This is a genomic window from Pseudotabrizicola algicola (assembly GCF_010915705.1).
GTDB classification, from domain to species: Bacteria; Pseudomonadota; Alphaproteobacteria; order Rhodobacterales; family Rhodobacteraceae; genus Pseudotabrizicola; species Pseudotabrizicola algicola.
Map to the genome: position 1 here is coordinate 90428 of NZ_JAAIKE010000002.1, position 24496 is coordinate 114923.

At 66.6% G+C, this 24496-nt stretch carries 29 protein-coding genes; 14 read left to right on the forward strand and 15 right to left on the reverse strand.

The window, feature by feature from the left end; all coding sequences use genetic code 11:
- Positions 1–16: 16 nt before the first annotated feature.
- The 7 genes from acpS to folK form a co-directional block, all read right to left on the reverse strand.
- A complete protein-coding gene (gene acpS / locus G3572_RS06940; protein WP_164610195.1) occupies positions 17–445 on the reverse strand; it encodes a holo-ACP synthase in 429 nt (142 codons plus the stop codon).
- A gap of 219 nt (positions 446–664) precedes the next feature.
- Entirely contained in the window at positions 665–1417 is a 753-nt protein-coding gene (locus tag G3572_RS06945; RefSeq protein ID WP_164610197.1) for a pyridoxine 5'-phosphate synthase, read from the reverse strand.
- A 28-nt stretch (positions 1418–1445) separates the two neighbouring features.
- Positions 1446–2132 (reverse strand): DUF2062 domain-containing protein, encoded by a 687-nt coding sequence (locus G3572_RS06950; protein ID WP_205518635.1) that lies wholly within the window; start codon positions 2130–2132, stop codon positions 1446–1448.
- A gap of 265 nt (positions 2133–2397) precedes the next feature.
- Positions 2398–3075 carry a DUF2062 domain-containing protein gene (locus tag G3572_RS06955; RefSeq protein WP_164610201.1) on the reverse strand — a complete coding sequence of 226 codons (678 nt, stop codon included), beginning with the start codon at positions 3073–3075 and terminating at the stop codon, positions 2398–2400.
- Between the two features lie 47 nt (positions 3076–3122).
- Positions 3123–5240, reverse strand: a complete 2118-nt coding sequence (locus tag G3572_RS06960; protein ID WP_164610203.1) for a RelA/SpoT family protein — start codon at positions 5238–5240, stop codon at positions 3123–3125.
- A 30-nt stretch (positions 5241–5270) separates the two neighbouring features.
- Positions 5271–5624 carry a DNA-directed RNA polymerase subunit omega gene (rpoZ, locus tag G3572_RS06965; protein ID WP_100196190.1) on the reverse strand — a complete coding sequence of 118 codons (354 nt, stop codon included), beginning with the start codon at positions 5622–5624 and terminating at the stop codon, positions 5271–5273.
- Positions 5625–5710: 86 nt separating this feature from the next.
- The gene (folK, locus tag G3572_RS06970; protein WP_205518636.1) at positions 5711–6313 is read right to left on the reverse strand and encodes a 2-amino-4-hydroxy-6-hydroxymethyldihydropteridine diphosphokinase; all 603 of its coding nucleotides are present in this window, start codon (positions 6311–6313) and stop codon (positions 5711–5713) included.
- 153 nt (positions 6314–6466) lie between these two features.
- Between folK and G3572_RS06975 the strand changes: the two genes are divergently transcribed.
- From G3572_RS06975 to G3572_RS07005, 7 genes are all read left to right on the forward strand, one after another.
- On the forward strand, positions 6467–7045 hold the full coding sequence (locus tag G3572_RS06975; RefSeq protein ID WP_164610205.1) for a LabA-like NYN domain-containing protein: 579 nt from the start codon (positions 6467–6469) through the stop codon (positions 7043–7045).
- Between the two features lie 270 nt (positions 7046–7315).
- The gene (locus G3572_RS06980; protein WP_164610207.1) at positions 7316–7753 is read left to right on the forward strand and encodes a YqaA family protein; all 438 of its coding nucleotides are present in this window, start codon (positions 7316–7318) and stop codon (positions 7751–7753) included.
- Between the two features lie 121 nt (positions 7754–7874).
- Positions 7875–8828, forward strand: coding sequence for a 4-hydroxy-3-methylbut-2-enyl diphosphate reductase (gene ispH / locus G3572_RS06985; RefSeq protein ID WP_164610209.1), 954 nt, complete (start codon positions 7875–7877; stop codon positions 8826–8828).
- 229 nt (positions 8829–9057) lie between these two features.
- A complete protein-coding gene (locus tag G3572_RS06990; RefSeq protein WP_164610211.1) occupies positions 9058–9510 on the forward strand; it encodes a DUF3429 domain-containing protein in 453 nt (150 codons plus the stop codon).
- A gap of 60 nt (positions 9511–9570) precedes the next feature.
- Positions 9571–10032: a ribonuclease HI gene (rnhA, locus tag G3572_RS06995; RefSeq protein WP_164610213.1), complete on the forward strand. Its 462-nt coding sequence runs from the start codon at positions 9571–9573 to the stop codon at positions 10030–10032.
- 5 nt (positions 10033–10037) lie between these two features.
- Positions 10038–10673 carry a trimeric intracellular cation channel family protein gene (locus tag G3572_RS07000; RefSeq protein ID WP_164611273.1) on the forward strand — a complete coding sequence of 212 codons (636 nt, stop codon included), beginning with the start codon at positions 10038–10040 and terminating at the stop codon, positions 10671–10673.
- A gap of 39 nt (positions 10674–10712) precedes the next feature.
- On the forward strand, positions 10713–11234 hold the full coding sequence (locus G3572_RS07005) for a transcriptional regulator (protein ID WP_164610215.1): 522 nt from the start codon (positions 10713–10715) through the stop codon (positions 11232–11234).
- Here the strand turns inward: G3572_RS07005 and G3572_RS07010 are convergent.
- Genes G3572_RS07010 through def (G3572_RS07030) form a run of 5 tightly spaced genes read right to left on the reverse strand, consistent with a single transcriptional unit; the run spans position 11227 to position 13916 of the window.
- Entirely contained in the window at positions 11227–11463 is a 237-nt protein-coding gene (locus G3572_RS07010; protein WP_164610217.1) for a GlsB/YeaQ/YmgE family stress response membrane protein, read from the reverse strand. The two genes, G3572_RS07005 and G3572_RS07010, sit on opposite strands and share 8 nt — an antisense overlap.
- Positions 11464–11512: 49 nt before the next feature.
- Positions 11513–12409 (reverse strand): methionyl-tRNA formyltransferase, encoded by an 897-nt coding sequence (gene fmt / locus G3572_RS07015; protein WP_164610219.1) that lies wholly within the window; start codon positions 12407–12409, stop codon positions 11513–11515.
- Positions 12406–12906 carry a peptide deformylase gene (gene def / locus G3572_RS07020; RefSeq protein ID WP_164610221.1) on the reverse strand — a complete coding sequence of 167 codons (501 nt, stop codon included), beginning with the start codon at positions 12904–12906 and terminating at the stop codon, positions 12406–12408. The genes fmt and def (G3572_RS07020) overlap by 4 nt, the downstream gene beginning before the upstream one ends.
- Positions 12903–13400, reverse strand: coding sequence for a peptide deformylase (gene def / locus G3572_RS07025; protein WP_164610223.1), 498 nt, complete (start codon positions 13398–13400; stop codon positions 12903–12905). Before def (G3572_RS07025) ends, def (G3572_RS07020) begins: the two co-directional genes overlap by 4 nt.
- Complete coding sequence (gene def, locus G3572_RS07030; protein ID WP_164610225.1) at positions 13401–13916, reverse strand: peptide deformylase; 516 nt, start codon at positions 13914–13916, stop codon at positions 13401–13403. It lies immediately after the preceding gene.
- Positions 13917–14091: 175 nt separating this feature from the next.
- On the opposite strand from def (G3572_RS07030), the gene G3572_RS07035 reads away from it, so the two are divergent.
- On the forward strand, positions 14092–15264 hold the full coding sequence (locus G3572_RS07035) for a MalY/PatB family protein (RefSeq protein WP_164610227.1): 1173 nt from the start codon (positions 14092–14094) through the stop codon (positions 15262–15264).
- 90 nt (positions 15265–15354) lie between these two features.
- Here G3572_RS07035 and G3572_RS07040 read toward each other — a convergent pair whose 3' ends face one another.
- Entirely contained in the window at positions 15355–15705 is a 351-nt protein-coding gene (locus G3572_RS07040) for a hypothetical protein (protein WP_164610229.1), read from the reverse strand.
- Positions 15706–15935: 230 nt separating this feature from the next.
- Between G3572_RS07040 and cbiB the strand changes: the two genes are divergently transcribed.
- Positions 15936–16841, forward strand: a complete 906-nt coding sequence (cbiB, locus tag G3572_RS07045) for an adenosylcobinamide-phosphate synthase CbiB (protein WP_164610231.1) — start codon at positions 15936–15938, stop codon at positions 16839–16841.
- Between the two features lie 137 nt (positions 16842–16978).
- Here cbiB and G3572_RS07050 read toward each other — a convergent pair whose 3' ends face one another.
- Together G3572_RS07050 and smc are read right to left on the reverse strand one after the other, a co-directional pair.
- Entirely contained in the window at positions 16979–17329 is a 351-nt protein-coding gene (locus G3572_RS07050) for a hypothetical protein (protein WP_164610233.1), read from the reverse strand.
- Entirely contained in the window at positions 17326–20781 is a 3456-nt protein-coding gene (smc, locus tag G3572_RS07055) for a chromosome segregation protein SMC (RefSeq protein WP_164610235.1), read from the reverse strand. The genes G3572_RS07050 and smc overlap by 4 nt, the downstream gene beginning before the upstream one ends.
- A 172-nt stretch (positions 20782–20953) precedes the next feature.
- Here smc and G3572_RS07060 point away from each other — a divergent pair, with 172 nt between their 5' ends.
- The 5 genes from G3572_RS07060 (at position 20954) to G3572_RS07080 (ending at position 24444) form a co-directional block, all read left to right on the forward strand.
- Complete coding sequence (locus G3572_RS07060; protein ID WP_164610236.1) at positions 20954–21412, forward strand: GNAT family N-acetyltransferase; 459 nt, start codon at positions 20954–20956, stop codon at positions 21410–21412.
- Between the two features lie 105 nt (positions 21413–21517).
- Positions 21518–22726, forward strand: coding sequence for a TsoY family (seleno)protein (locus tag G3572_RS07065; RefSeq protein ID WP_164610238.1), 1209 nt, complete (start codon positions 21518–21520; stop codon positions 22724–22726).
- A gap of 110 nt (positions 22727–22836) precedes the next feature.
- Positions 22837–23190: a CidA/LrgA family protein gene (locus tag G3572_RS07070; protein ID WP_164610240.1), complete on the forward strand. Its 354-nt coding sequence runs from the start codon at positions 22837–22839 to the stop codon at positions 23188–23190.
- A complete protein-coding gene (locus tag G3572_RS07075) occupies positions 23183–23911 on the forward strand; it encodes an LrgB family protein (RefSeq protein ID WP_164610242.1) in 729 nt (242 codons plus the stop codon). The genes G3572_RS07070 and G3572_RS07075 overlap by 8 nt, the downstream gene beginning before the upstream one ends.
- Positions 23908–24444, forward strand: a complete 537-nt coding sequence (locus G3572_RS07080) for an NADPH-dependent FMN reductase (protein WP_164610244.1) — start codon at positions 23908–23910, stop codon at positions 24442–24444. The genes G3572_RS07075 and G3572_RS07080 overlap by 4 nt, the downstream gene beginning before the upstream one ends.
- The last annotated feature ends 52 nt before the right edge of the window (positions 24445–24496 follow it).

Genomic DNA, 24496 nt, shown 5'->3' on the forward strand with positions numbered 1-24496 from the left:
CCTGCCCGAGTCAAGTTCAGCCGGGTCCGGGCTGGCCGGAGGGCTTGAGCGGGCGCGCCTCGATCACCACAAAGGCCTGCGCCCAGGGGTGATCATCGGTCAGCGTCACATGGATCACCGCCTCATGCCCCGGCGGGGTCATCGCGGCCAGCCGCTCGGCGGCCCAGCCCGTCAGGTGCATGACCGGCTGGCCGGTTTCCAGATTGCTCACCGCCATGTCCTTCCAGGCGATGCCCATGCGCAGGCCGGTGCCCAGTGCCTTGGAACAGGCCTCTTTCGCGGCCCAGCGCTTGGCATAGGTGGCGGCCACGCCATGCGGGCGGCTGGCGGCCTTGCGCTGCTCGCGTTCGGTAAAGACGCGATTGCGGAAACGGTCGCCAAAGCGGGCCAACGTCGCCTCGATCCGCTCGATATTGGCCAGATCGCTGCCGATGCCCAGAATCATCGCCGCCCCTGCATCATGGTGCCAGTCCGGCGAGGCACCGATGGCGCCACTGACGGGAAACCGGGTGTCTGCGCAGGCCTCTGCATCAGACCTGCACCCTGCGGCCCGAGGGGCAGGCCGCCGGTCGCGCGGTGGCAGAGCCGCAAAGAAGCGCCGCGCCCCTGCCCATTGCTGCTTTCCAAATACTCATCTTGCTGCCCCCTGCCCCCTGCGCCGCCGTTACAGGCCGCGCGCGGCATCCATGATCCGGCGCATTTCGGCGATCGCCGGCCCGAGGCCCATGAACACCGCCTCGCCGATCAGGAAATGCCCGATGTTGAGTTCCATCACCTGCGGGATGGCGGCGACGGGGGCCACGTTTTCGAAGGTGAGGCCGTGGCCTGCATGCACCTCGAGCCCGAGGCTGTGCGCCAGCGCGGCGCCCTCGCGCAGGGCGGCAAGCTCGGCCTCGGCCTCGGCCTGCCGGCCTTCGGCGTGCAGGTCGGAATAGAGGCCGGTGTGGAGTTCCACCACGGCGGCGCCGATGCGGGCCGATGCCTCGATCTGGCGGGGATCGTGGCTGATGAACATGCTGACGCGGGCGCCCGCCTCGCGCAGGGGGGTGATGAACCCCTTCAGCCGCGCCTCGTCGCCCGCGACATCGAGCCCGCCTTCGGTGGTGCGCTCCTCGCGGCGTTCCGGCACGAGGCAGACGGCGTGGGGGCGGGTGGCAAGGCAGATCGCCTGCATCTCGTCGGTGGCGCCGCATTCGAAGTTGAGCGGGATGGCGATGCCCGCCTTGATCGCGGCCATGTCGGCGTCACGGATGTGGCGGCGGTCTTCGCGCAGGTGCGCGGTGATGCCATCGGCCCCGGCCTCTTGCGCCAGAAGGGCGGCGCGCAGCGGGTCGGGCCAGGCGCTGCCGCGCGCGTTGCGCAAGGTGGCCACATGGTCGATGTTGATCCCGAGACGGAGTCTGCTGCTGTCTGTCATGGCCATGTCCTTTCAACTCGCCCCAAACCTAGGGCGTCGAGGGGGGCGCGTCATCCCCCTGCTTTGTATCCCGCACAGGGTCCTTTGCGGCCGTCTCGGCTGGCTCTTTGCGCGGCTCTCCGCGCAGCGCCAGCGCGGCCAGCTTTTCGCGCAGCAAAAGCCGCTTGTCGCTGCGTTCCTTGAACTTGGCGACGCGGGCCTTCTGGTAGGCTTCGACCAGCGGGATGGTGATGTAGTAGAAGATCAGGCTGAGCAGGATGCCCGGCCCGAGCGCGCCGATGAAATAGGGCAGGTAGATGTCGGACCAGAACTGCGACAGCCCGTCCCAGTGCATATGCGCGGGGCCGAAGAGGGCAAGGAAGTTGTGCCATAGATCGCCGCCCGCGCGGGCAAAGCCTTCGCCGATCGCCTCGGCGGTCAGCGGCGTGTCGATGCCGAGCATCCAGTGGCCCAGCGTGATCGCCCCCACGGCGAAGAAGGGCGTGGTGATGGGGTTGGAGTTGAAGGTGGCCAGCAGGGCGGCGAGCACATTGCCGCGCATCACCCATGCGAGGCCCCATGCGCCGAGGAATTGCAGGCCCGGCAAGGGGAGGAAGCCGATGAGGCTGCCCGCGAACACCCCGCGCGCGATGCGGTGCGGGCGGTCGGGCAGGCGGCGCATGCGGTGGATCACATAGCGGGTGGCGCGGCGGAATCCGCCGGTGGGATAGAACATCTCCCGTACCCAAGCCAGCCAGCCGCGCCGGTCACGCCTTTTGAAAACCACGTTCTTCCTCGCTTGAGCCGCCGCCACACCGCAAGAGGGCGGTGCGTCTGGCCCGACATGCGCCGCAATACATCAACTGCGTGTCGCTGACACGTCAGAAAATGCCCTGGTCGACCTTGGTGCCGCCCGTGGTGCAGCAGATGGTTTCGCGGCCTTGCCGTGGCAAGGGGGCGATGCCGCCCGAAGGAAGGCCACAGGCGGAGGCGGTGCAGGCTCAGGGGCCACCCGATGCCCCGTCATCGGCCTGATTGCGGCCCCGCAGGCGGGCGGCGGCGCGTTCGCGCAGCGACTCGGCCCGGTCGCGGCGGCGCTTTTGCCGCAGTTTCTGATAGCCGAGGATGATCGGCAGGCTGACGTAATAGCACACCGTGGCCGCCACCAGACCGGGGGCGATTCCCCCCACCAGATAGGGTTTGAACAGACCGTAGTAGAAATGCCGCAACTGGCCCCATTGCGTCGGGCTGTCGGTGAACATGGCGACGAAATTCGTCCAGATCTCGCCGCTGGCATTGGCAAAAGCCGACAGGATCAGGCGCGCCGGAACCGCATCGACGCCGGTGCCAAGAATCCAGTGGCCCAGTTGCACCGAACTGACGGCGATGATCGGAAAGGTGATGGGATTGCCGAAGAAGGTCGCGAAAATGGCGGCGACCATATTGCCGCGCATCAGGAAGGCCATCAGCGCCGAGGCAAAGAAATGCAGCCCGAACAGCGGCGTAAACGAGATGAACACCCCCGCGAAGATGCCGCGTGCGATGCGGTGGGGCGGATCGGGAAGCCGCGTGAGACGGTGCCAGACATAGGTTCCTGCGCGCAGCCAGCCGCCTTGCGGATAGACAATGGCCTTTATCCGCTCTGTCCAAGTCCGTTTGTTGCGGCGACGAAACACCACTGGCCTGCACCCCTTTTCCCCCACAGTGGCGCCACGGCGCGGCTGCGCTATGGCTTGCGGGATTTATCGCGATAACGTGACACCTGCGCCACATCGGTTTCGGCTTCAAGCGCCGTCATCACCATATGCAGATGTTCTACATCGCGTAGGTCTACATCGACAATCAGGCGATAAAAATCGGGTTTGCGATCTGTAAACCGCAAGTCAGAGATATTGGCCCGCTGCTCGCCGATCAAGGTGCAGATGCGGCCCAGCACCCCTGCGTCATTGGCGATGGTCAGTTCCATGGTGACGGTATGCACGGCCGCGTGGCGACCCGAGTGCCATGCCAGATCGACCCAGCGTTCGGTCTGGTCCTCAAACTCTTCCAGCGCGGGGCAGTCGATGGCATGGGCCACCACGCCCTTGCCGCGATAGGTGATGCCGACGATCCGCTCGCCCGGCACAGGCTGGCAGCAGGGCGCGCGGCGGAAGGCCTGATCGTCGGAGAGGCCCAGCACGGGGCGCGAGGCGTCGACCACGTCGAGATCGGCGCGGGCCAGTTCGGGATAGAGCGTTTCGACCACCCGCCGCGCGGTCAGTTCGGCAGAGCCAAGCCGCGCGAGCAGGTCTTGTTCATCATTCAGTGCCAGCATTTTCGCGGCGGTGCGCAGGGCCTTGTCGGTGGCCTTCTTGCCCACATGGTCAAAGGCGGCGCGGGCCAGTTCCTGCCCCAGCTTGATGAAGCGCCCCCGGTCTTCCTCGCGCAGCGACTTGCGGATGGCGGCCTTGGCGCGGCCCGTGGTGACGATATCGATCCAGCTTGCCTGCGGGCGCTGGCCTTCGGCGGTGATGATCTCCACCGACTGGCCGTTCTTGAGCCGGGTCCAGAGCGGCACGCGGATGCCGTCGACCTTGGCCGATACGCAGGAATTGCCGATGCGGGTGTGGATCGAATAGGCGTAATCGAGCGGCGTCGCGCCGCGCGGCAGTTGCACCACATCGCCCTTGGGGGTGAAGCAGAACACCTGATCGGAATACATTTCCAGTTTGACGTGTTCGAGAAACTCGTCGTGATCGCCTTCGTCGAACCGTTCGGTCATCGAGGCGATCCATTTGCCCGGGTCGATGGCAAAGGGGTTCTGGGCGCGCACGCCTTCGCGGTAGGACCAGTGGGCGGCGACCCCCGCCTCGGCCACTTCGTGCATCTCGCGGGTGCGGATCTGCACCTCGACCCGCTTGCCGTCGCGGCCCGACACCGTGGTGTGGATCGAGCGGTAGCCGTTGGATTTGGGCTGGCTGATGTAATCCTTGAACCGCCCCGGCACCGAGCGCCAGCGCTGGTGGATCACGCCAAGGATGGTATAGCACTCGGCCACGCTCGCGCAGATGATGCGGAAGCCGTAGATGTCGGACAGGCGCGAGAAGGCGAGGTCTTTTTCCTGCATCTTGCGCCAGATCGAATAGGGCTTCTTGGCGCGGCCATAGACCGTCGCCTCGATTTCCACCTTTTCGAGTTCGAAGCGGATGTCGGCGGTGATCTTGTGGACCACATCGCCCGCCTCGCGCTGGAGGGTCAGGAAGCGGCGGATGATGGAGTTGCGGGCATCGGGGTTGAGAACCTTGAAGGACAGGTCCTCCAACTCCTCGCGCATCCACTGCATGCCCATACGCCCCGCCAGCGGCGCATAGATTTCCATCGTCTCGCGGGCCTTTTGCGCCTGCTTTTCCTGCCGCATGCTCTTGATGGTGCGCATGTTGTGCAGGCGGTCGGCCAGTTTGACCAGAATCACCCGCAGGTCTTTCGACATGGCCATGAACAGCTTGCGGAAGTTTTCCGCCTGCTGGGTTTCGGTGCTGGACAGTTGCAGGTTGGTCAGCTTGGTGACGCCATCGACAAGCTCGGCCACTTCGGTGCCGAACTGGCGTTCGATCTCGGTGTAGGTGGATTTGGTGTCTTCGATGGTGTCGTGCAGCAGGGCCGTCACGATGGTCGCATCATCGAGCCGCTGTTCGGTGAGGATGGCGGCGACGGCGACGGGATGGGTGAAGTAAGGTTCGCCCGATTTGCGGAACTGGCCCTCGTGCATCACCATGCCATAGGCATAGGCGCGGCGGATCAGATCGGCATTGGTGCGCGGATTGTAATTCCGGACAAGGGCGATGAGGTCTTCTACGTCGATCATCATCGCCCCTGAAGCGGGGTCCCCCCCGGTTTAGAGTTCGCCTTGCGCTTCCATCAGGGCGCGGAGCAGCTTTTCTTCGGACATGTCGTCCTGCATCGGGCGGTCGATCTCGCCCGACATCAGAAGTGCCATCTGGTCATCTTCGGGCTCGTCCACCTCGATCTGGGTCTGGTGGCTTTCGATCATGCGTTCGCGCAGCGATTCGGCCGATTGGGTTTCCTCGGCGATCTCGCGCAGCGCGACGACCGGATTCTTGTCATTGTCGCGATCGATGGTAATCGGCGAGCCGGACTGGATTTCGCGCGCCCGGTGGGCGGCGAGCATCACCAGTTCGAACCGGTTCGGAACCTTGTCAACGCAGTCTTCAACCGTCACGCGGGCCATGGACAACTCCAGTAGGGCTTGGGGCATGGAAAGCGTGTGTTTACGCGCGATGCCGGGACTTGACAACCCCAGATTCGGGCGAACGGTCAGGAAAGCGGCTGCACTTCGGCGCGATCGGCAGCGGGAAGGGCGGCCAGCATCTGCGCCACGCTGCGCTGCAACAGGGGATGGACCCAGCCCGGCGCCACATCGGCCAGAGGCACCAGCACGAAGGCGCGGTCCTGCAGGCGGGGATGCGGCAGGATCAGCCGGTCCGGCGCCAGACGCGCCTGATCGGCGGGGGAAAGCGCCTGCCAGCCGCGCTGCGTGGCGACATCGGGCAAGACCTGATCCCCCATCGCCAAAAGGTCGATATCGAGCGTGCGCATGCCCCAGCGGGTGTCGCGCTGCCGCCCGAACCGCGCCTCGACGCTGTGCAGACGCGCCAGCAACCCCTCGGCCCCGAGCGCGGCCGGAACCGTCAGCACGGCAGCGGCGTTCACATAATCAGGACCCGCGCCTTTCGGAAAGCACGGAGTCTTGAACAGACGGCTGAGAGAATTACCATCCAAAGGGACAGTATCAAAACCCGTCTGGAGAAAATCGACGGCGGCGACAATCGTTTGCGCCGGCGTAAAATCGTGAAAGGGCAAGTTTGCGCCAAGCGCAATCAGGGCTTGAATTGTAGGCTGCATGATCGCGTTACGCATTCGTATGTGTGCTTACACTTTCGTATAGAGCGGCTTGCGGCACCAAGATCGGACCTGTTATTTGGACCTTCCTTACCCTTGATCGGGACAACATACCAGATCCGGCAGCCGCTCTGTGACACTGTGTTGATAGGGTTTTTGTGAGGAGTATTTATGTTTTATAAAGACGAACGACTGGCGCTTTTCATTGATGGATCAAATCTTTATGCCGCCGCGCGCGCGCTGGGGTTTGACATCGACTACAAGCTTCTGCGGCAGGAGTTCATGCGGCGCGGCAAGTTGCTGCGCGCCTTTTACTACACGGCCCTGCTGGAAAACGACGAGTATTCGCCGATCCGCCCGCTGGTCGACTGGCTGCATTACAACGGCTACACGATGGTGACGAAGCCGGCAAAGGAATACATGGACAGCCAGGGTCGCCGCAAGGTGAAGGGCAACATGGATATCGAATTGACGGTGGATGCAATGGAACTTGCGCCGCGCGTCGATCATATCGTCCTGTTTTCCGGTGACGGGGATTTTCGCCCTCTGATTGAAAGTCTGCAACGCCAAGGCGTTCGCGTCTCGGTTGTATCAACCATTCGCAGTCAACCACCCATGATTGCCGATGAATTGCGCCGTCAGGCTGACAATTTTATCGAGCTCGATGAATTGCGCGATGTGATCGGACGACCGGCGCGTGATCCTCGTCCGGTGGGCGAACGCGAAGAAACACCTCTGATGGCAAAATAAACGAGACGGGGCGCTATTGGCGCCCCTTTTGTTTTTATCCTGTGACATAGGGCCAATATCCCGGACCCGCTTTTTCAACGCGCGGCGATACAATATCTGCCACGTCCGCCCATGAAAACATGTGCCCACTGGACGCAATGATCCCGCAGGCGCGGCCAAGCGCCGCGCGCGGTGGACGCAGAGGCAAAAGGCGGTTACCTCGGCCCGCATGATCGCAGACATCCTCCTGACCGCCAGCCCCCGCGCCGTCTCCTGTCCCGCGCTCGCGCGATGCTAGGCGGCACTTCCCTCGCCGGACTGTTCGTGGCGGCGTTTCTGGCGGCCACGCCGGTGCCGTTCCAGTCCGAGGTGGTGTTTCTGGCGCTGATGGCGCAGGGGCTGATGCCGGTCTGGCTGCTGGTTCTGGTCGCCTCGACCGGCAATATCCTCGGCTCTTGCGTGACCTATGGCTTCGGGCGGGGCCTTGGCGGCGCACGGGGGGCGCGCTGGCTGGGGCTGACGCCGGAGCGGCGGGCCAAGGCGGAACGCTGGTTCGCGCGCTGGGGCGTGTGGTCGCTTCTGCTCAGCTGGGCGCCGGGGGGCGATTTCATCGTGGCGCTGTCGGGCGCGCTGCGGGTGCCGCTGCCGCTGTTTCTCGCGCTGGTCACGGTGGCCAAGACGCTGCGCTATGCGGCGGTCGGGCTGATCGGTCTGGGCATCTGGGGCTAGGCGGCAGGCGGGGCTCAGGGCGGGCGGGCCGGCAGAAAGCGGGCGCGCGGCTTTCTGGGGGCTGGACCTGCGGGCCGCATGCCCTTACCTCTGGACCAGACCCAGAGCGCATAGGCCCGACATGACCGACCTGCCCCCCCTGCACCTCTATCTTGCCGCGCCGCGCGGTTTTTGCGCCGGGGTGGACCGGGCGATCAAGATCGTGGAACTGGCGCTGCAGAAATGGGGCGCGCCCGTCTATGTGCGCCACGAGATCGTGCACAACAAATTCGTCGTCGACGGGCTGCGCGCGCAGGGCGCGGTCTTTGTCGAGGAACTGGATGAATGCCCGCTGGACCGCCCCGTGGTGTTTTCCGCGCATGGCGTGCCAAAGGCGGTCCCCGCCGAGGCGGCACGGCGCGAGATGATCGCGGTGGATGCCACCTGCCCCCTCGTGACCAAGGTCCATAACGAGGCGGCGCGGCACCACGAGAACGGGCTGCAGATGATCATGATCGGCCATGCGGGCCATCCCGAAACCGTGGGCACGATGGGGCAACTGCCGGAAGGCGAGGTGCTGCTGGTGGAAACCGTGGCCGATGTGGCGGGGCTGGAGGTGCGCGATCCGGCCAAGCTCGCCTTCATCACGCAGACCACGCTGTCGGTGGATGATACGGCGGATATCGCTGCCGCGCTCAAGGCGCGGTTTCCCGCCATCCATGCCCCCGCGCATGAAGACATCTGCTACGCCACCACCAACCGCCAGATGGCGGTCAAGGCGATTGCCCCGCGCATCGATGCGCTGCTGGTGATCGGCGCACCGAATTCGTCCAACTCCAAACGGCTGGTCGAGGTCGGCTCGGCGGCGGGCTGCAACTACTCCCAGTTGATCCAGCGCGCCACCGATATCGACTGGCGCGCGCTGGAGGGCATCCGCGCCGTGGGCATCACGGCGGGGGCAAGCGCGCCCGAGGTGCTGGTGAACGAGGTGATCGACGCCTTCCGCGCCCGCTTTGACACCACGGTGGAACTGGTCGAAACCGCGCAGGAACATGTGGAGTTCAAGGTGCCGCGCATCCTGCGCGAGCCGGCCTGAGCGTGTCTTGCCGGCCCCCTTTGTTTTCACGCCCCCTTTCCCGCCAGCATCGCTCTTTGCCCTTGCTGCTTGCCCAAATACTCCGGGGGAGTCCGCAGGACGGGGGCAGCGCCCCCTCTTGCCCGGGCCGTGACCGGCAGGCAACGCCGCAGCGGAATTCTGTGCGGCGGCTGGACCCGGCTCCGGTTCGGCTTATGACTGGCCATAAGCAAGCAGCGCAGGTGACGTGGTGGAGCCTATTCCAAGAACAGCCCTGATCCTCGGGGTGGCCGGGCTGATCCCCTTTGTCTGGGGCGCGGCAACGGGGCTGTCGGCGGGGCTGGCGGCGTGGGGCGGGCAGTTCATGGGGCCGCTCTTCATCGGGTCTTATATCAGCCTGACCTATGGCACGGTGATCCTGTCCTTCATGTCGGGCGTGCTCTGGGGCTTTGCCACCAAGGCGCAGGGGCCGGAGGCGGCGAGGGGGTATATCCTGTCGGTCGCGCCTGCGCTCTGGGCCTTTTTCATGGTGAACGGGCCTGCGGGGGATGCGGCGGTGAACCTGTTTGCCGGCTTTCTGGGGCTGCTGCTGCTGGACTGGCATTTCTGGAAAATGGGCACAGCGCCCGACTGGTGGCTGCGGCTGCGGATCGGGCTGACGGGGGTTGTGCTGCTGTGCCTGCTGGTTCCCATCACCCGCTAGAGCGCGGTTGACCCGCGCCCGCGCCCGTCCTATCGGGGGGCCGAGCCGCAAGGAGCCGTGATGCCGCAACTCTACGCCTATACCGATGGTGCCTGTTCCGGCAATCCCGGCCCGGGGGGCTGGGGGGTGCTGATGATCGCGCGCGAGGGTGATGCCGTGCTCAAGGAGCGCGAGTTGCAGGGCGGCGAGGCGGAAACCACCAACAACCGGATGGAACTGATGGCGGCGATTTCGGCGCTGGAGGCGCTGTCGCGGCCGTCGGAGCTGATCGTGGTGACCGACAGCGCCTATGTGAAGAACGGGGTCACCACCTGGATTCACAGCTGGAAGCGGCGGGGGTGGAAAACCGCCGACAACAAGCCGGTGAAGAATGTCGAGCTCTGGCAGCGGCTGGAGGCGGCGCAGGCACGGCACAGGGTGGAGTGGCGCTGGATCAAGGGCCATGCGGGGCATGTCGAGAACGAGCGCGCCGATGCGCTGGCCCGCGCCGGAATGGCGCCTTACAAACCGGCCAAGCCATGACGCTTCTGTGGCTGCTGCCGTTTCTGGATTATGCCTCGGTCGCGGTTTTCGCGCTGACGGGGGCGCTGGTCGCCAGCCGGGCGCAGCTTGATGTGGTGGGGTTCATCTTCATTGCCAGCCTGACCGCGACGGGCGGCGGCACCTTGCGCGATGTCATGCTGGACCGCGACCTGTTCTGGATCGTCGATCCGATGATGCTGGGCGTGGCGGCGCTGGCGGCGCTTGTGGTGTTCTTCACCGCGCATCTGCTGGAAAGCCGCTATCGCGCGATCCTGTGGCTGGATGCCTGCGCCTTGGCGGTGGCGGTTCCGGCGGGGGTGGCGGCGGCCACGGCTTCGGGCATGGGCTGGCCTGTCATCCTGATCATGGGGATGGTCACCGGCTGCATGGGCGGCCTGATGCGCGATGTCGTGTGCAACGAAGTGCCGCTCGTGCTCAAGCAGGGGGAGCTTTATGTGACCTGCGCCTTTGCCGGCGGGGTGGCGGCGCTGGGGGCCGAATGGTTTGGCCTTGCGGGTGGTCTGGCGCTGCTGGCCTGTGCGGGGGTGACCTTCACGCTGCGGGCGGGGAGCCTGCTGTTCGGCTGGCGCCTGCCGGTCTATCGCCCGCGCCCGCCCCGGACGCTGCCCCCCAAGCGCTAGGGCTTGCGGCATAGGTGAACAGGTGTTTATGTTTGCGCCATGTCACGCCGGAAACTCATTCCCGACCAGCTTGTCTTTGCAGGCATCCGCGCCCTGCTGACCCGCTCGGGCGAGCGGGCGGCAAGTTTTGGTGCGGTTTCGCGGGAAACGGGGCTGGCCGCGCCGACACTGGTGCAGCGCTATGGCACGCAGGAAGGCATGGTGCGCGCGGCCCTGATGGAAGGCTGGGATACGCTGGAGCGGGCAACCGATGCCGCCGAGGGTGACGCCGACCTCTCGGTCAAGGGCGCGCAGATGCTGCTCAAGGCCCTGTGCGCCGACGAGGGCGACACCGCCGATCTGCCGCTGCTTGTGCGGCATCTGGACGACCCCGAACTGCGGTTGCGGGCAGCGGCGTGGCGCGCGCGGGTGGAGCAGGCGCTGGCGGTGCGGCTGGGCGGCGGGGCCAGGGGGCGCGAGGCGGCGGCGCTGCTGTTTGCCGCATGGCAGGGGCAGCTTTTGTGGCGCTTCGCGGGCGAGCGCGGGTTCAAGCTGAAAGACGCGGTGAAGCGGCTTACCTAGAGATATAGGTTTTCCAGAGCCATGCGAGCAGCATGGCCCCGAGAACCGCGCCGACAAATCCCGCCATCCAGCCGGTGATGGTCAGCAGGAAGCGCAAGGCCAGCCCCCCGATCAGCGCGCCGAACACGCCGATTGCCACCGTGGTCAGCACATCGGTTTCCAGTTTCAGCATGCGGGTCGCCAGAAAACCTGCGGCGGCACCGATGATGATGAGGGCGATGATGGGCATGGGCGGCCTCCGTTCCTGCGGCCAATATGGGGGCCGCTGGCGGCTTTGGCTAGGCCAGTTGCGGCGGCAGGGTCAGGCCCTTGAGCACTTCGGCGGCGGGCATCGGGCGTTTGCCTTCGCGCTGCGCGGTCAGGATTTCCACCGCGCCCGTGCCGCAGGCGATGGTGAAGCCGTGCAGCACCTGACCCGGCGCGCCGGAGCCATCGGCCACGCGCGAGCGCAGGAGTTTCACCCGTTCCCCCCCCACCTGCACCCAAGCGCCGGGGAACGGCGACAGGCCGCGGATGAGGCGGTCTACCGTTTCGGCAGGTTGGCGGAAATCGATGCGGGCCTCGGCCTTGTCGATCTTGGCGGCATAGGTGACGCCCTCATCGGGCTGCGGCTGCGGCGTGAGGCCCGGCAATCGGGCGAGCGCCTGCCCGATCAGCGCGGCCCCCATCGCGGAAAGCCTGTCATGCAGTTCGGCGGTGGTTTCCTGCGGGCCGATCGCGGTTTCCTGACGCAGCAGCACGGGGCCGGTATCGAGCCCTGCCTCCATCTGCATGATGCAGATGCCGGTGTGGCTGTCGCCCGCCATGATGGCGCGGTGGATGGGCGCAGCGCCGCGCCAGCGGGGCAGAAGGCTGGCGTGGATGTTCAGGCAGCCAAGGCGCGGCGCATCCAGCACGGGCTGCGGCAGGATCAGGCCATAGGCGACCACGACGGCGACATCGGCGTTCAGCACGGCGAAATCGGCCTGATCGGCGGGGTCTTTCAGCCGCGCGGGGTGGCGCACGGGCAGGCCGAGCGCGAGGGCGGCCTGATGCACGGGGCTGGGGCGGTCGGCCTTGCCGCGGCCTGCGGGGCGCGGGGGCTGGGTGTAGACGGCGACAATCTCGTGCTCTGCCGCAAGGGCTTGCAGGACGGGAACCGAAAAGTCGGGCGTGCCCATGAAAATGATCTTCATGTCCGTTTGCGCGCCTTTTCCGCCTTGGCGATCAGCATCTTGCGTTTCAGGGGCGAGAGGCGGTCGAAATACATGCGGCCCGCCAGATGGTCGATCTGGTGCTGCACCGAGGTGGCCCAGAGGTTCACGAAATCGCGGTCCTCGATCTGACCCTGTTCGTTCAGATAGCGCACCGTGACCGCGCGTGGGCGCTTGATGACGGCTGAGACGCCCGGCAGGTTCGGGCTGGCCTCTTCATGCTCGCGCAGAACACCGCTGGCGTGCAGGATTTCGGGATTGGCCATCAGGATGGCCTGCCCGCGCTGGTCGGAGCAATCGACGACCGCAAGGCGCAGCGGCACCCCGATTTGCACGGCGGCGAGGCCGTAGCCGGGCATGGCATCCATCACCTCGACCATCTCGGCCCAGAGGGCGCGGATTTCATCGGTTATGGCCGGCACATCGGCGGCGGGGGTGCGCAGCACGGGGTGCGGCCAAGGGATGCAGGCGCGGGTCATGCGGGGGATTGATCCTGATAGGCCGCTTCAGCGCTGGCGCGCTGGTCGGGGGGCAGACGGTCAAAGGTGACGATGCCATCCAGATGGTCATATTCGTGCTGCGCGCAGATGGCGGCAAAGCCGGTGAGGATTTCATCCTGCGGTTGGCCGCGTTCATCGGTCCATGCCATGCGGATTTCGCGGGCGCGAGGGATGTCGGTCAGGATGCCGGGGATCGACAGGCAGCCTTCGGCACCGGTGGCGGTGTCCTCCGACCGCCAGAGGATCTGCGGGTTGATGACGATGCGGGGGGCGGGGGTGCCCTCTTTCCACGCGACATCCATCACGAAGAGCCGTTTCAACACCCCTACCTGCGGGGCGGCCAGACCGCGACCGGGGGCGGCATACATGGTTTCCAGCATATCGGCGGCAAGCTGTGCCACATCCTCGGCCACGGGGGCGCAGGGCGTGGACAGGCGCGCATCGGGCCAGCGCAGGATGGGAAGGATCGCCACCTAGCCCTGCCGCGCGCGTTCGCGTTTAAGCTTTTCCATCTTGCGGGTGATCATCTGGCGCTTGAGCGGACCCAGATAATCGATGAACAGCTTGCCGTTCAGATGGTCGATTTCATGCTGCACGCAGGTGGCCCAGAGGCCGGCGAACTGCTCTTCCTGTTCGGAGCCGTCCAGCCCCTGCCATGCCACCCGCACCTCGGCGGGGCGGCGGACCTCGGCGTATTGATCGGGGATCGAGAGGCACCCCTCCTCATAGCTGGAGAGGTCTTCCGACGCCCAGATGACGCGCGGGTTGACCAAGGCCATCGGGCGCGGCGGGCCGTCCTTTATGCAATCCATCACCAGAATCTGCTGCATGACCCCGATCTGCGGCGCGGCAAGGCCGATGCCGGGCGCGTCATACATCGTCTCGAACATGTCTTCGGCGAGTTTGCGCAAAGCGCCGTCAAAGATCGCCACCGGTTCACAGGGCTTCTTGAGGCGCGGATCGGGATGGATCAGGATGGGGCGGATCATGGCACTGATTTACGGCGCGAGGGGGGTTCGCGCAAGAGGCGGGGCGAGCAGGACTGTCGTTCCGACTTATCGCTATAATTTGGTAATTTATCACGATTATGTCTCAATATTTGGAATGACATTCGTGTTTGATCGATATATAGGGAACAAAAACCCGCACGGAAAAGGCTGAACCATGAATTTCGACGAACATATCCCCCGCCTTGGCACCCATTCGGTGAAATGGGACATGATGGAGCGCCTGTATGGCGTGCCTGCGGACACGGGATTGTCGATGTGGGTGGCCGACATGGACTTCCGCCCGCCCCTTTGCGTGCAGGCGGCGGTGGAGAAGATGGCGGCGCATGGCATCTATGGCTATTACGGCGATGATGCGGGCTATCGCGAGGCGATCCGCTGGTGGATGCAGACGCGGCACGGCTGGGCGCTGGACCCCGACCACATCTTCACCACGCATGGGCTGGTGAACGCGACGGGGCTGGTGCTGGATGCCTATACCGCGCCGGGGGATGGCGTGGTGCTGATGACGCCGGTCTATCACGCCTTTGCCCGCACCATCAAAGCGGCGGGGCGCAAGGTGGTGGAATGCCCGCTGGCGCTGGTGGACGGGCGCTACGAGATGGATTTTGACGCGTGGGACGCGCAGATGACGGGGGCAGAGCGGATGCTGATCCTGTGCTCGCCCCACAATCCGGGCGGGCGGGTGTGGACGCGCGAGGAGCTGCGCGGCGTGGCAGATTTCTGCCTGCGGCATGATCTGGTGCTGGTGTCGGACGAGATCCACCATGATCTGGTGATGCCGGGGCATCGGCATATCGCCATGCCGCTGGCCGCGCCCGATGTGGCGGACCGTCTGGTGATGCTGACCGCAACCACCAAGACCTTCAACATCGCGGGGGCGCATATCGGCAATGTCATCATCGCCGACGAGGGCTTGCGGGCGAAGTTTGCCAACCGGATCATGGCGATGGGCATTTCGGGCAATTCCTTTGGCATGAACATGGCCGAGGCTGCCTATTCCCCCGAAGGCGCGGTCTGGGTGGATGCGCTGGTGGCCTATCTGGATGGCAACCGCCGCCTGTTCGATGCGGGGGTGAAGGAGATTCCGGGCCTGCGGTCGATGCCGCTGGAGGCGACCTATCTGTCCTGGGTGGATTTTTCCGGCACCGGCATGGCCCCGGCCGAGTTCAAGGCACGGGTGGAAAAGGCGGCGCAGATCTGTGCCAACCACGGCGAGACATTCGGCAGCGGTGGGGAAAGCTGTTTGCGGTTCAACATCGCAACGCCGCGCGCGCGGGTGCAAGAGGCGGTAGAGCGGTTGCAATCGGCCTTTGGCGATTTGCAGTAACCCCGACCAGCGATTGCGGCGGGGGCCATGCGTGGCCCCTGCCCTGCCACCGGCCCTTGCCTTGCGTGCCGCCTGCCCTGCGCCGATGGGTCAGGCGCGGGGCAGATAGCCCACGGGCGCGTTTTCATCACGCCAGAAATCGAGCGGAGCCTTGTCCTGCACGGCAGTGGAGCGCTTGAAATCGCAGACCAGATCGCCGTTTTCCATGCGCGAGGCGACGATGAGGCATTGGAAGATATGGTTGGCCCCGTCATAGACATCGACCAGACCGCGCAGGTTCGGAGTCAGGTCGCCATCGAGCACGAAACCGTCATGCCAGAAACGCAGAATGGGATAGACCGCTTCGCCCACCTGGACGCGGAGGCGGGATTTTCGCCGTGCCTCGCGCTTGCGCGCCGCGTCCAGCCCGTCCCTGATGTCCTGTGGCAAGAATTCCAGCACGTTACCCTCCTCGATCCCCCTGAAGTCCAGTCTGCTCCACTATTGGTTAAAATCAAGTCAATCACATGACAGCGGGGCAAGAAGTGTGAAATGCGGCGGTTTTGGCCGTGATTTCCCCTCTTTTTGCGGTGCCGCGCCGGAACCTGCCCCTGTTGCCGCGCGAATCGGCGGTGTAAAACCGTGGCAACACAGCGGCTTGTGCAGGCGGCTGATCGGGGAGACGGAACGCGATGACCTTGGTTCTTGCCATGCTGCTGGACGCGCTGTTCGGAGAGCCGAAGGCGATCTGGGACCGGGTGCCGCATCCGGCGGTGTTGATGGGGCGCGCGGTGGACGCGCTGGACCGCGCGCTGAACGCGGGGACGATGCGGCGCGCGAAGGGCGTGGCCGCCTTGGCGCTGCTGGTCGCGGGGGCCTATGCGCTGGGCTGGCTGATTGCCGCCGTGCCGGATTTTGGCGCGCTGGAGGTCATCGTGGCGGCGATCCTGCTGGCGCAGAAATCGCTGGTCGATCATGTGCGCGCGGTGGCGGATGGCCTGCGCCAGTCGCTGCCTGCCGGGCGGCAGGCGGTGTCGATGATCGTGGGGCGCGACACGGGTGCGATGGAAGAGCCTGCGGTGGCGCGCGCGGCCATCGAGAGCGCGGCGGAGAACCTTTCGGACGGGGTGATCGCGCCCGCCTTCTGGTTTCTGGTCGGCGGGCTGCCCCTGATGCTGGTTTACAAGATCACCAACACCGCCGACAGCATGATCGGCCACCGCACCCCGCGGCATGAGGCCTTCGGCTGGGCCTCGGCACGGTTTGACGATCTGCTGAACCTGATCCCGGCGCGGTTGACGGCGCTGTTGATCGCATTGGCGCATGGCTGGACCAACCCCGCGCCGATCTTGCGCGATGCGCCGCTGCACCGCAGCCCGAACGCGGGCTGGCCGGAGGCGGCGATGGCGGTGGTGCTGGATGTGGCGCTGTCGGGGCCGCGCGCCTATCACGGGGTGATGTCGGATTTTCCCTGGGTCTGGCCGGAGGGGCGGCGCAATGCGGCGGCAAAGGACATAGACGCCGCCTGCCGCGCGCTGTGGCGCGCCTGGGGGCTGATGCTGCTGATCGTGGCCGGGCTGGCGCTGATCTGGCGGTGAGCAATGAGGCGGAGCGGCTGCGCCGCACGGATTTGTCTCGGCTGCGGCCTTGCGGCCTTTGCCTCGGGCCCGGGGGGCGCTGCCCCCGTCCTGCGGACTCCCCCGGAGTATTTGGGAAAGCAGCAAAGTGAGAAGGGTCAGTAGCCTTCACCGGGTTGACGCTGCGCGCGGCGCCAGCGGATCATCTGCGCCACTGCCTCTTCGGCAAGGGCAGCCCAGAGCGGAAGGGCGGCAGCATCATCGGCGCGCACCCGCATGGTGAGACGGGTTTCGCCATTGTGAATGTCGAGCGGTGCCCTCGGGTGGGCCGCGTTCCAGTCGCTGCGCTGGGCCTCGCTGGCGCGCAGGGGCCAGTGCAGGGCAAGCAGCCAGTGGTCGCCCTCCGGGGTCGCGGTGAAATCGGTGGAACTGGCCCAGAGGCGGGCGTGCAGGGTATCGCCCTCGGCCTCGACGGCCAGAAAACCTGCCTGTTGCAAGGCGTCCTTCATGCGACCAGCGCCTCGGCCTTCTTGAGATCGACGCTGACCAACTGGCTGACGCCCTGTTCGGCCATCGTGACGCCGAAGAGCCTGTCCATCCGCGCCATCGTGACCGCATGGTGGGTGATGATCAGGAAGCGGGTGTCGGTGCGGCGGGCCATTTCGTCGAGCAGGTCGCAGAAGCGGGTGACGTTGGCATCATCGAGCGGCGCATCGACCTCATCGAGCACGCAGATCGGGGCGGGGTTGGCGAGGAAGACGCCGAAGATGAGCGCGAGCGCGGTGAGGGTTTGCTCGCCCCCCGAGAGGAGCGAGAGGGTGGCGAGTTTCTTGCCCGGCGGCTGGCACATGATTTCAAGCCCGGCTTCCAGCGGATCATCGGATTCGACGAGCACGAGCCGCGCCTCGCCACCGCCGAAGAGATGGGTGAAGAGGGTCGCGAAGTTCTGGTTGACCTGTTCGAAGGCGGTGAGCAGGCGTTCGCGCCCTTCGCGGTTGAGGCCGGAGATGCCTGCGCGGAGCTTCTTGATCGCCTCTTCCAGATCGGTCTTTTCCTGCAACAGGGTCCCATGTTCTCCCGAGACGGCGGCCATGTCTTCTTCGGCGCGCAGGTTGACCGCGCCGAGCGCCTCGCGCTGGCGCTTGAGGCGCTGCACCTCGACATCCAGGGTTTCGGCGTCGGGCATCTTTTCGGGATCGACGCCGAGGGAGGCCAGCAATTCGGCGGGGGTGCAGCCAGCGTCTTCGGCGATGCGCTCGGCGGCATAGGCGACGGTTTCGCGGGCGGCGTCGTTGCGGGCCTCGGCGCGGGCGCGGGCCTCGCGCGCTTCGCCGTTCAGGCGTTCGGCCTCGCGTTCGGCGAGTTGCGCATCGCGCAGGGCGGCTTCGGCGGTGGCGAGAGCGGCGGCGGCGGTGGCGCGGCGCGCTTCGGCGGTGGCAATGGCGTCGGAGAGTTCCTCGCGCTTGGCGGCGAGTTCTTCGGGAGCGGCGCTGGCCTCTTCGAGTTCTTCCTCGGTTTCGGCGCGGCGTCCGGCGAGTTCGGCGCTGCGTTTTTCGGCGGTTTCCAGACGGTGCCGCCAGCCGGAGAGTTCCTTGGTGGCCTCTTGCCGGCGGCGCACGCGGGCTTCGCCTTCGCGGCGCAGCTCGTCATGCGCCGAGCGGCGGGTGAGCATGGCAAGGCGCGCGGCCTCGACCGCGACCTTGGCAGCTTCGACACGGTTGCGGGCGGCCTCGAGATCGGGGAGTTCGGCGGCGCCGGCCTCGGCCTCCTTGAGGCGGGCGCGGGCGGCCATCGCCTCATCCTCGTAGCGCGCGACGGCGAGGCGGGCCGAGTCGAGCTTGCCGCCGGCGATGGAGGCTTCGGCCTCGGCGCGGGAGGCGGCGCGGTTGGCTTCGGTGACGCGGGTATCGGCGGCGCGGCGGGCGTCGCGGGCCATCTGGTCGGCGCGGGCCAGATCGGCAAGGCGGGCTTGCAGCGCCTCATGCGCGCGCTTGGCCCCTTCGGCGCGGGCGGCGACCTCTTCGAGATCGCGTTTGAGCTGCACGAGGCGGTTGAGCTGTTGCAGGCGGGCGGCGGCGGCGGAGGGCGCATCTTCGGCCGCAGCGCGAAACCCGTCCCAGCGCCAGAGGTCGCCCTCGAGGCTGACGAGGCGCTGGCCGGGACGCAGGAGCGGTTGCAGGCTTGCGCCCTGCGCGCGGTCGACAAGGCCGATCTGGGACAGCCTGCGGCCCAGCACCTCGGGCGCGCCGACGTGGCGGGCGAGTGGCTGCGCGCCTGCCGGCAGGGGGGCTGTGTCGTCATAGCCGGGCAGCAGCGCCCAGCCGGAGCGGGCATCGGCGGCGACTTCGGGCGCGCGCAGATCATCCGACAGCGCCGCGCCCAGCGCCTTTTCATAGCCGGGTTCCACCGTCAGCCGGTCGAGCAACTGATGGCCTGCCTGCGATTCGCGGTCGACCAGACGCGCGAGCGCGGCGACTTCGGCGCGCAGGGCATTCGCCTCCCCCTCGGCCTCGCCGCGGGCGGCGCGGGCGTCGGCCTCACGCGCCTGCACTTCGGCGCGGGCGGTTTCCGCCTGTTCGAGAGCCTCTTCGGCGGCCTCGGCGAGGGCGGCGGCGTCTTCCTGTGCCTCGGTCGCGGCGGCATAGGCCTCGGCGGCGGTGGCGACGGCGGTTTCGGCGGCCTCGACCATGTCGCGGGCGCGGGCGGCTTCGGCTTCGGCGCGGTCCACCGTCGCCCGCGTGTCGGACAGGAGGCGCTGCACCGACTGGTGGCGGGCGGCAAGGCGGGCGCTGTCTTCGGTGGCCTGCGAGAGCAGGGTTTCGCGGTCGGACAGGACGGCCCCAGCCTCGCGCGCGGCCTCGGCGGCCTCGGTCAGACGGGCGTCATGGCCTTCGTGCGCGCGCAAAAGCTGCTCGATTTCCCAGTCGAGCCGGCTGATGGTTTCCACCGCATCCCGGTTCAGGCCCGATTCCCGCTCCATATCGCGGTCAAGCTGGGTGATCCGGCCCCGCAGGGTTTCGATCAGCTGCATGGCGCGGGCTTCCTGATCGCCCAAGGCATCGCGTTGCAACATCAGGCGTTGCAGGATGGCGGCGGCCACCGCCTCCTCCTCGCGCTTTGGCGGCAGGGCATCTTCGCGCGCTTCGCGGGCCTTGGCCGCCGCGCGGCTGGCGGCATCGGCCTTGCCTGCCGCGATCAGCCGCTCGCGCAGATGGGCTTCGGCCTCGGTGCGCGCCAGTTCGGCCTCGCGCCAGCGGCGGAAGAGCAGCATGCCTTCGGAGCGGCGCAGGTCTTCGCCGATTTCGCGGTAGCGGGCGGCCTGACGGGCCTGACGCGTCAGGGTGGCGATCTGCTGCGCCAGCCCTTCGAGCACATCATCGACGCGGAGGAGGTTCTGTTCCGCCCCCGAAAGCTTCAACTCGGCCTCGTGCCGGCGGGCGTAAAGGCCCGAAATGCCGGCGGCCTCTTCGAGAATGCGGCGGCGGGCCTTGGGCTTGGCGTTGATGAGTTCCGAGATCTGCCCCTGCCGCACGAGCGCCGGGGAATGGGAGCCGGTAGAGGCGTCGGCAAACAGCATCTGCACATCGCGCGCGCGCACATCCTTGGCATTGGCCTTGTAGGCCGAGCCTGCATCGCGGGTGATGCGGCGCACGATTTCGATGGTGTCGGCATCGTTGAAGCCGGACGGGGCCAGCCTGTCATGATTGTCGATCACAAGCGAGACTTCGGCGAAATGGCGCGCGCCGCGGGTGGCGGCCCCCGCGAAGATCACATCTTCCATGCCGCCGCCGCGCATGGCGGTGGGGCGGTTTTCGCCCATGACCCAGCGCAGCGCCTCGAGCAGGTTCGACTTGCCGCAGCCATTCGGCCCGACCACGCCTGTCAGCCCCTCATGGATCACCAGATCCGTGGGGTCGACAAAGCTTTTGAAACCGTTGAGCCGAAGCCGGGAAAAGCGCACCTGTGCCTCATGAGTCGCAAGGAGCGGCATGGTCGGGCATCGCGGGGGGCAGAGTCAACCTAGGCCACCCCGCATCTGGCGGGCTGACGCCGGTTATCCCCAAGATGTTGGCCCCTTGCGCGGAAGGCTGCTTTGGCCTCTGCTTGGGAACATGAAAGATGGCCCTTTGCAGATGATCCCCCACCAAGCGCGCGCGCCTTATGACTGGGCCGCCGTCTTGCGGCTGATCCAGACGGAATTTGCCGCGATGGAAGGGCGGATCGACCCGCCTTCGTCGGCGGCGCATCTGACGGTCGAGGCGCTTGCCGCGCAGGCACAAAGCGGTGAAATCTGGGTGACGGGCGCGCCGCCCTTGGCCTGCATGGTGCTGACGGTCAAGCCGGGGGCGCTGTATCTGGGCAAGCTGGCGGTTGCGGCAACGGCGCGGCGGCGCGGTCTTGCACGGGCGCTGGTGGAGACGGCGGCAGAGCGCGCGCGCGGGCTGGGTTTGCCGGTGCTGGAGGTGCAGACACGGGTCGAACTGGTGGAAAACCACGCCACCTTTCGCGCCTTGGGCTTTGCCGAAGTCGCGCGCAGCCGGCATCCGGGCTATGCGCGGGCAACCTCGGTGACCTTTCGGCGCGAGGTCTGACAGGGCGCGGAAGGCCCGCGACATCTTGACCGCCGCCGTGCCGCACCTTGACGGATGGTCTGCGGCCATACATATTCACGTTATGGAATATGTATGAGGTCTGTCATGCCATCCCCCCTTCGCCCCGCCGACCGCTGGTCCCCGCCCTATTTCCTGTCCGCGCTTGGCGCGGGCGGAATCGCGGTGACGTTCTTTCTGTGGCTTTACATGTGGGTTCCCCATCCCGGCCAACCTGTGCCGATCTTCGAGGATGTGGCGCGCGCCTTTGCGGCGGGCCAACCGCTGCAACAGGCGATGATCGTGCTGGCCTATCTGGGCCTCGGGGTCTTTGCCGTTCAGCACTTGCGGCTGATGGTCTGGAACCTGCGCCGCTTTGCCGCCTTCCGCCGCAGCCCGTCCTTTGCCGAGGTGCAGGGCTCGAGCGCCGGAGCGGGGCTGTTTGGCCTGCCGTTGATGCTGGCGATGACGGTGAATGTCAGTTTTTCCGCCAGCCTCGCCTTTGTGCCGGGACTTTGGGGCGTGATCGAGTATCTGTTTCCGCTGGCCTTGGCGGTGTTTGCCCTGCTGGCTGCGATAACGCTGCGGATGATGGGCCAGCATATCGCCCGCCTGTCGGTTGCGGGCCGCTTTGACATGACGCGGGCCGGGTCCTTCCTGCAGGTGCAACCCGCCTTTGCACTCGGGATGATCGGCGTGGGTATGTCGGCCCCTGCGGCCCTGTCCGCCTCGCCCGCTGTGGCGGGTCTGTCGCTGGTGCTGTCCACGTTCATTCTGGTGATCGCGCTGGTCTGGTCGGCGGTGGCGGTGGTCGTCGGCATTCTGGCGATGTTGCGCCACGGGGTGGTGGCAGAGCAGATCCCGACACTGATGAACATCGTGCCGCTGATGGCTGTGCTTGGTATCCTGTCGCTGCGGCAGACGCATGGCATGCATGTGCATTTCGGCCTGCACAACACCGCCGGAGACGATCTGTGGTTCCTGACCGCGCTATTGGCGGTGCAGATCGCCTTTCTTGGCCTTGGCCTGTCGGTCGTGAAGCAGCATGGCTATGTGGCGCGGTTCGTCACCTCGGCCACGCCCTCGCCGGGGGCTTACGGGCTGGTCTGCCCCGGGATCGGCTTTGCGGTGCTGATGCAGTTCTGGATCAACAAGGCGCTGGTGGGCGCGGGTCTGCTGGCCAAATTCGGGGCGGCCTATTGGGCGCTGAGCGCGGTGGTGCTGGCGGTGCAGCTTGCCATGATCCTGCTGGTGCTGGCGTTGAACCGCCGCCATTTCGGCCTGCCGCGAGAGGCGCTGGCGGTTCCCGCCGCATAGGGCCTCGGCTTTCCGTCGGGCGACCAAAGGGCAGCCGCCGTCACGGCTGCCCTTTCCTTTTGCGCCAAAGGTCATAGGCTTGCGCGAGACACAACCCGAGGCTGGCCCCCATGCTGCACGCGCTCATCGCCATTTTGACGTTCCAGCTTCTGGGAGAGACGGCCGTGCGCGCGCTTGCCCTGCCGCTGCCCGGACCGGTGCTGGGCATGATGGGGTTGCTGGCGGCGATGATCGGCTCTGCACGCTTTGCCGCGCTGATCCGCCCGACGGCGCAGGGCATCCTTGCCCATCTGTCGCTTCTTTTCGTGCCGGCGGGCGCCGGGGTCGTCGGCCATCTGGCCACCTTGGGAGGCCAGACGGGCGCGATCCTGCTGGCGGTGGTGCTGTCGACGGTGCTGGCCATCACGGTGGGAGCCCTGACCTTTGCCGCCGTGGCACGGCTGACCGGTTCGCAAGATGACTGATTTCGCCGATATCTGGAGCTATCTGTCGCAAGGCCCGCTGCTGTGGCTGACGGCGACGCTTGCAGCCTATGCGCTGGGGGATGCCTGCTTCCGGTTGGCGGGACGCAGCCCGCTGGTCAACCCTGTGCTGATCGCCGTGGCCGCGCTGGCAGTGCTGCTGCATCTCACGGCGACGCCCTACGCCACCTATTTCGAAGGCGCGCAGTTCGTGCATTTCCTGCTTGGCCCTGCGACGGTGGCGCTGGCGCTGCCGCTGTATGACAGCCTGCCGCGCCTGCGCCGCGCCTTTGCCCCTGCACTGGCGGCGCTGCTGGCGGGTTCGTTCACCGCGGCCCTTTCGGCGCTGGCCATCGCCAAGGCGCTGGGGGTGGAAGGCGTGGTGCTGGCCTCGCTCGCGCCCAAATCCGCGACCGCGCCCGTCGCCATCGGCATCGCCGAGGGTCTTGGCGGATCGCCCACGTTGACGGCGGTTCTGGTGATCCTGACCGGGATCACGGGGGCGGTGGTGGCAACGCCGCTGCTGAACCTTCTGGGCCTGCGCGACTGGAGGGCACGCGGCTTCGCGGTGGGATTGACCAGCCACGGCATCGGCACCGCCCGCGCGCTGCAGGTGCATCCGACGGCAGGGGCCTTTGCAGCGCTTGGCATGGCACTAAATGCCATTGCAACGGCGCTGGTGGCGCCACTGTCTTTGTCCCTGATCCAGCAAGGTTTTCCATGACCCCTTCCCTCCTTGGCCTCTGCGGCGCGCTCCGCGCGGCTTCGACAAACCGTCTTCTGATGCTTGAAGCCATGCGGGCCTTTGGTCCCTGCACCTTTACCGAAGGCAACCTGCGCCTGCCGCTTTACGATGGCGACCTTGAGGCGAGCGGCATCCCGCCCGAGGTGCAGACGCTGGCCGACCAGATCGCCGCCGCCGATGCGGTGGTGATCGCCACGCCCGAGTATAACAAGAACCTCTCCGGCGTGCTGAAGAACGCGCTCGACTGGGTGAGCCGCACCAAGGGCGGGCCGTGGCGGGACAAGCCGGTGGCCATCGTCTCGGCGGCTGCGGGACGCGCGGGCGGGGAGCGGTCGCAATACTCGCTGCGCCACTGCCTCACCCCCTTCCGCCCGCGCCTGCTGCCGGGGCCGGAGGTGTTCATCGCCAATTCCGGCGAGGCGTTTGACGCAGAGGGCCGCCTGAAGGACGCCCGTTCGCAAAAGGGCCTGACAGAATTGATGCAGCTTCTGCGCAGCGAAATCCGCACCTGACATTTTCTGTCTGCAAACATCGCTGGGGAGACATTTGGGCTCGCCATTGGTC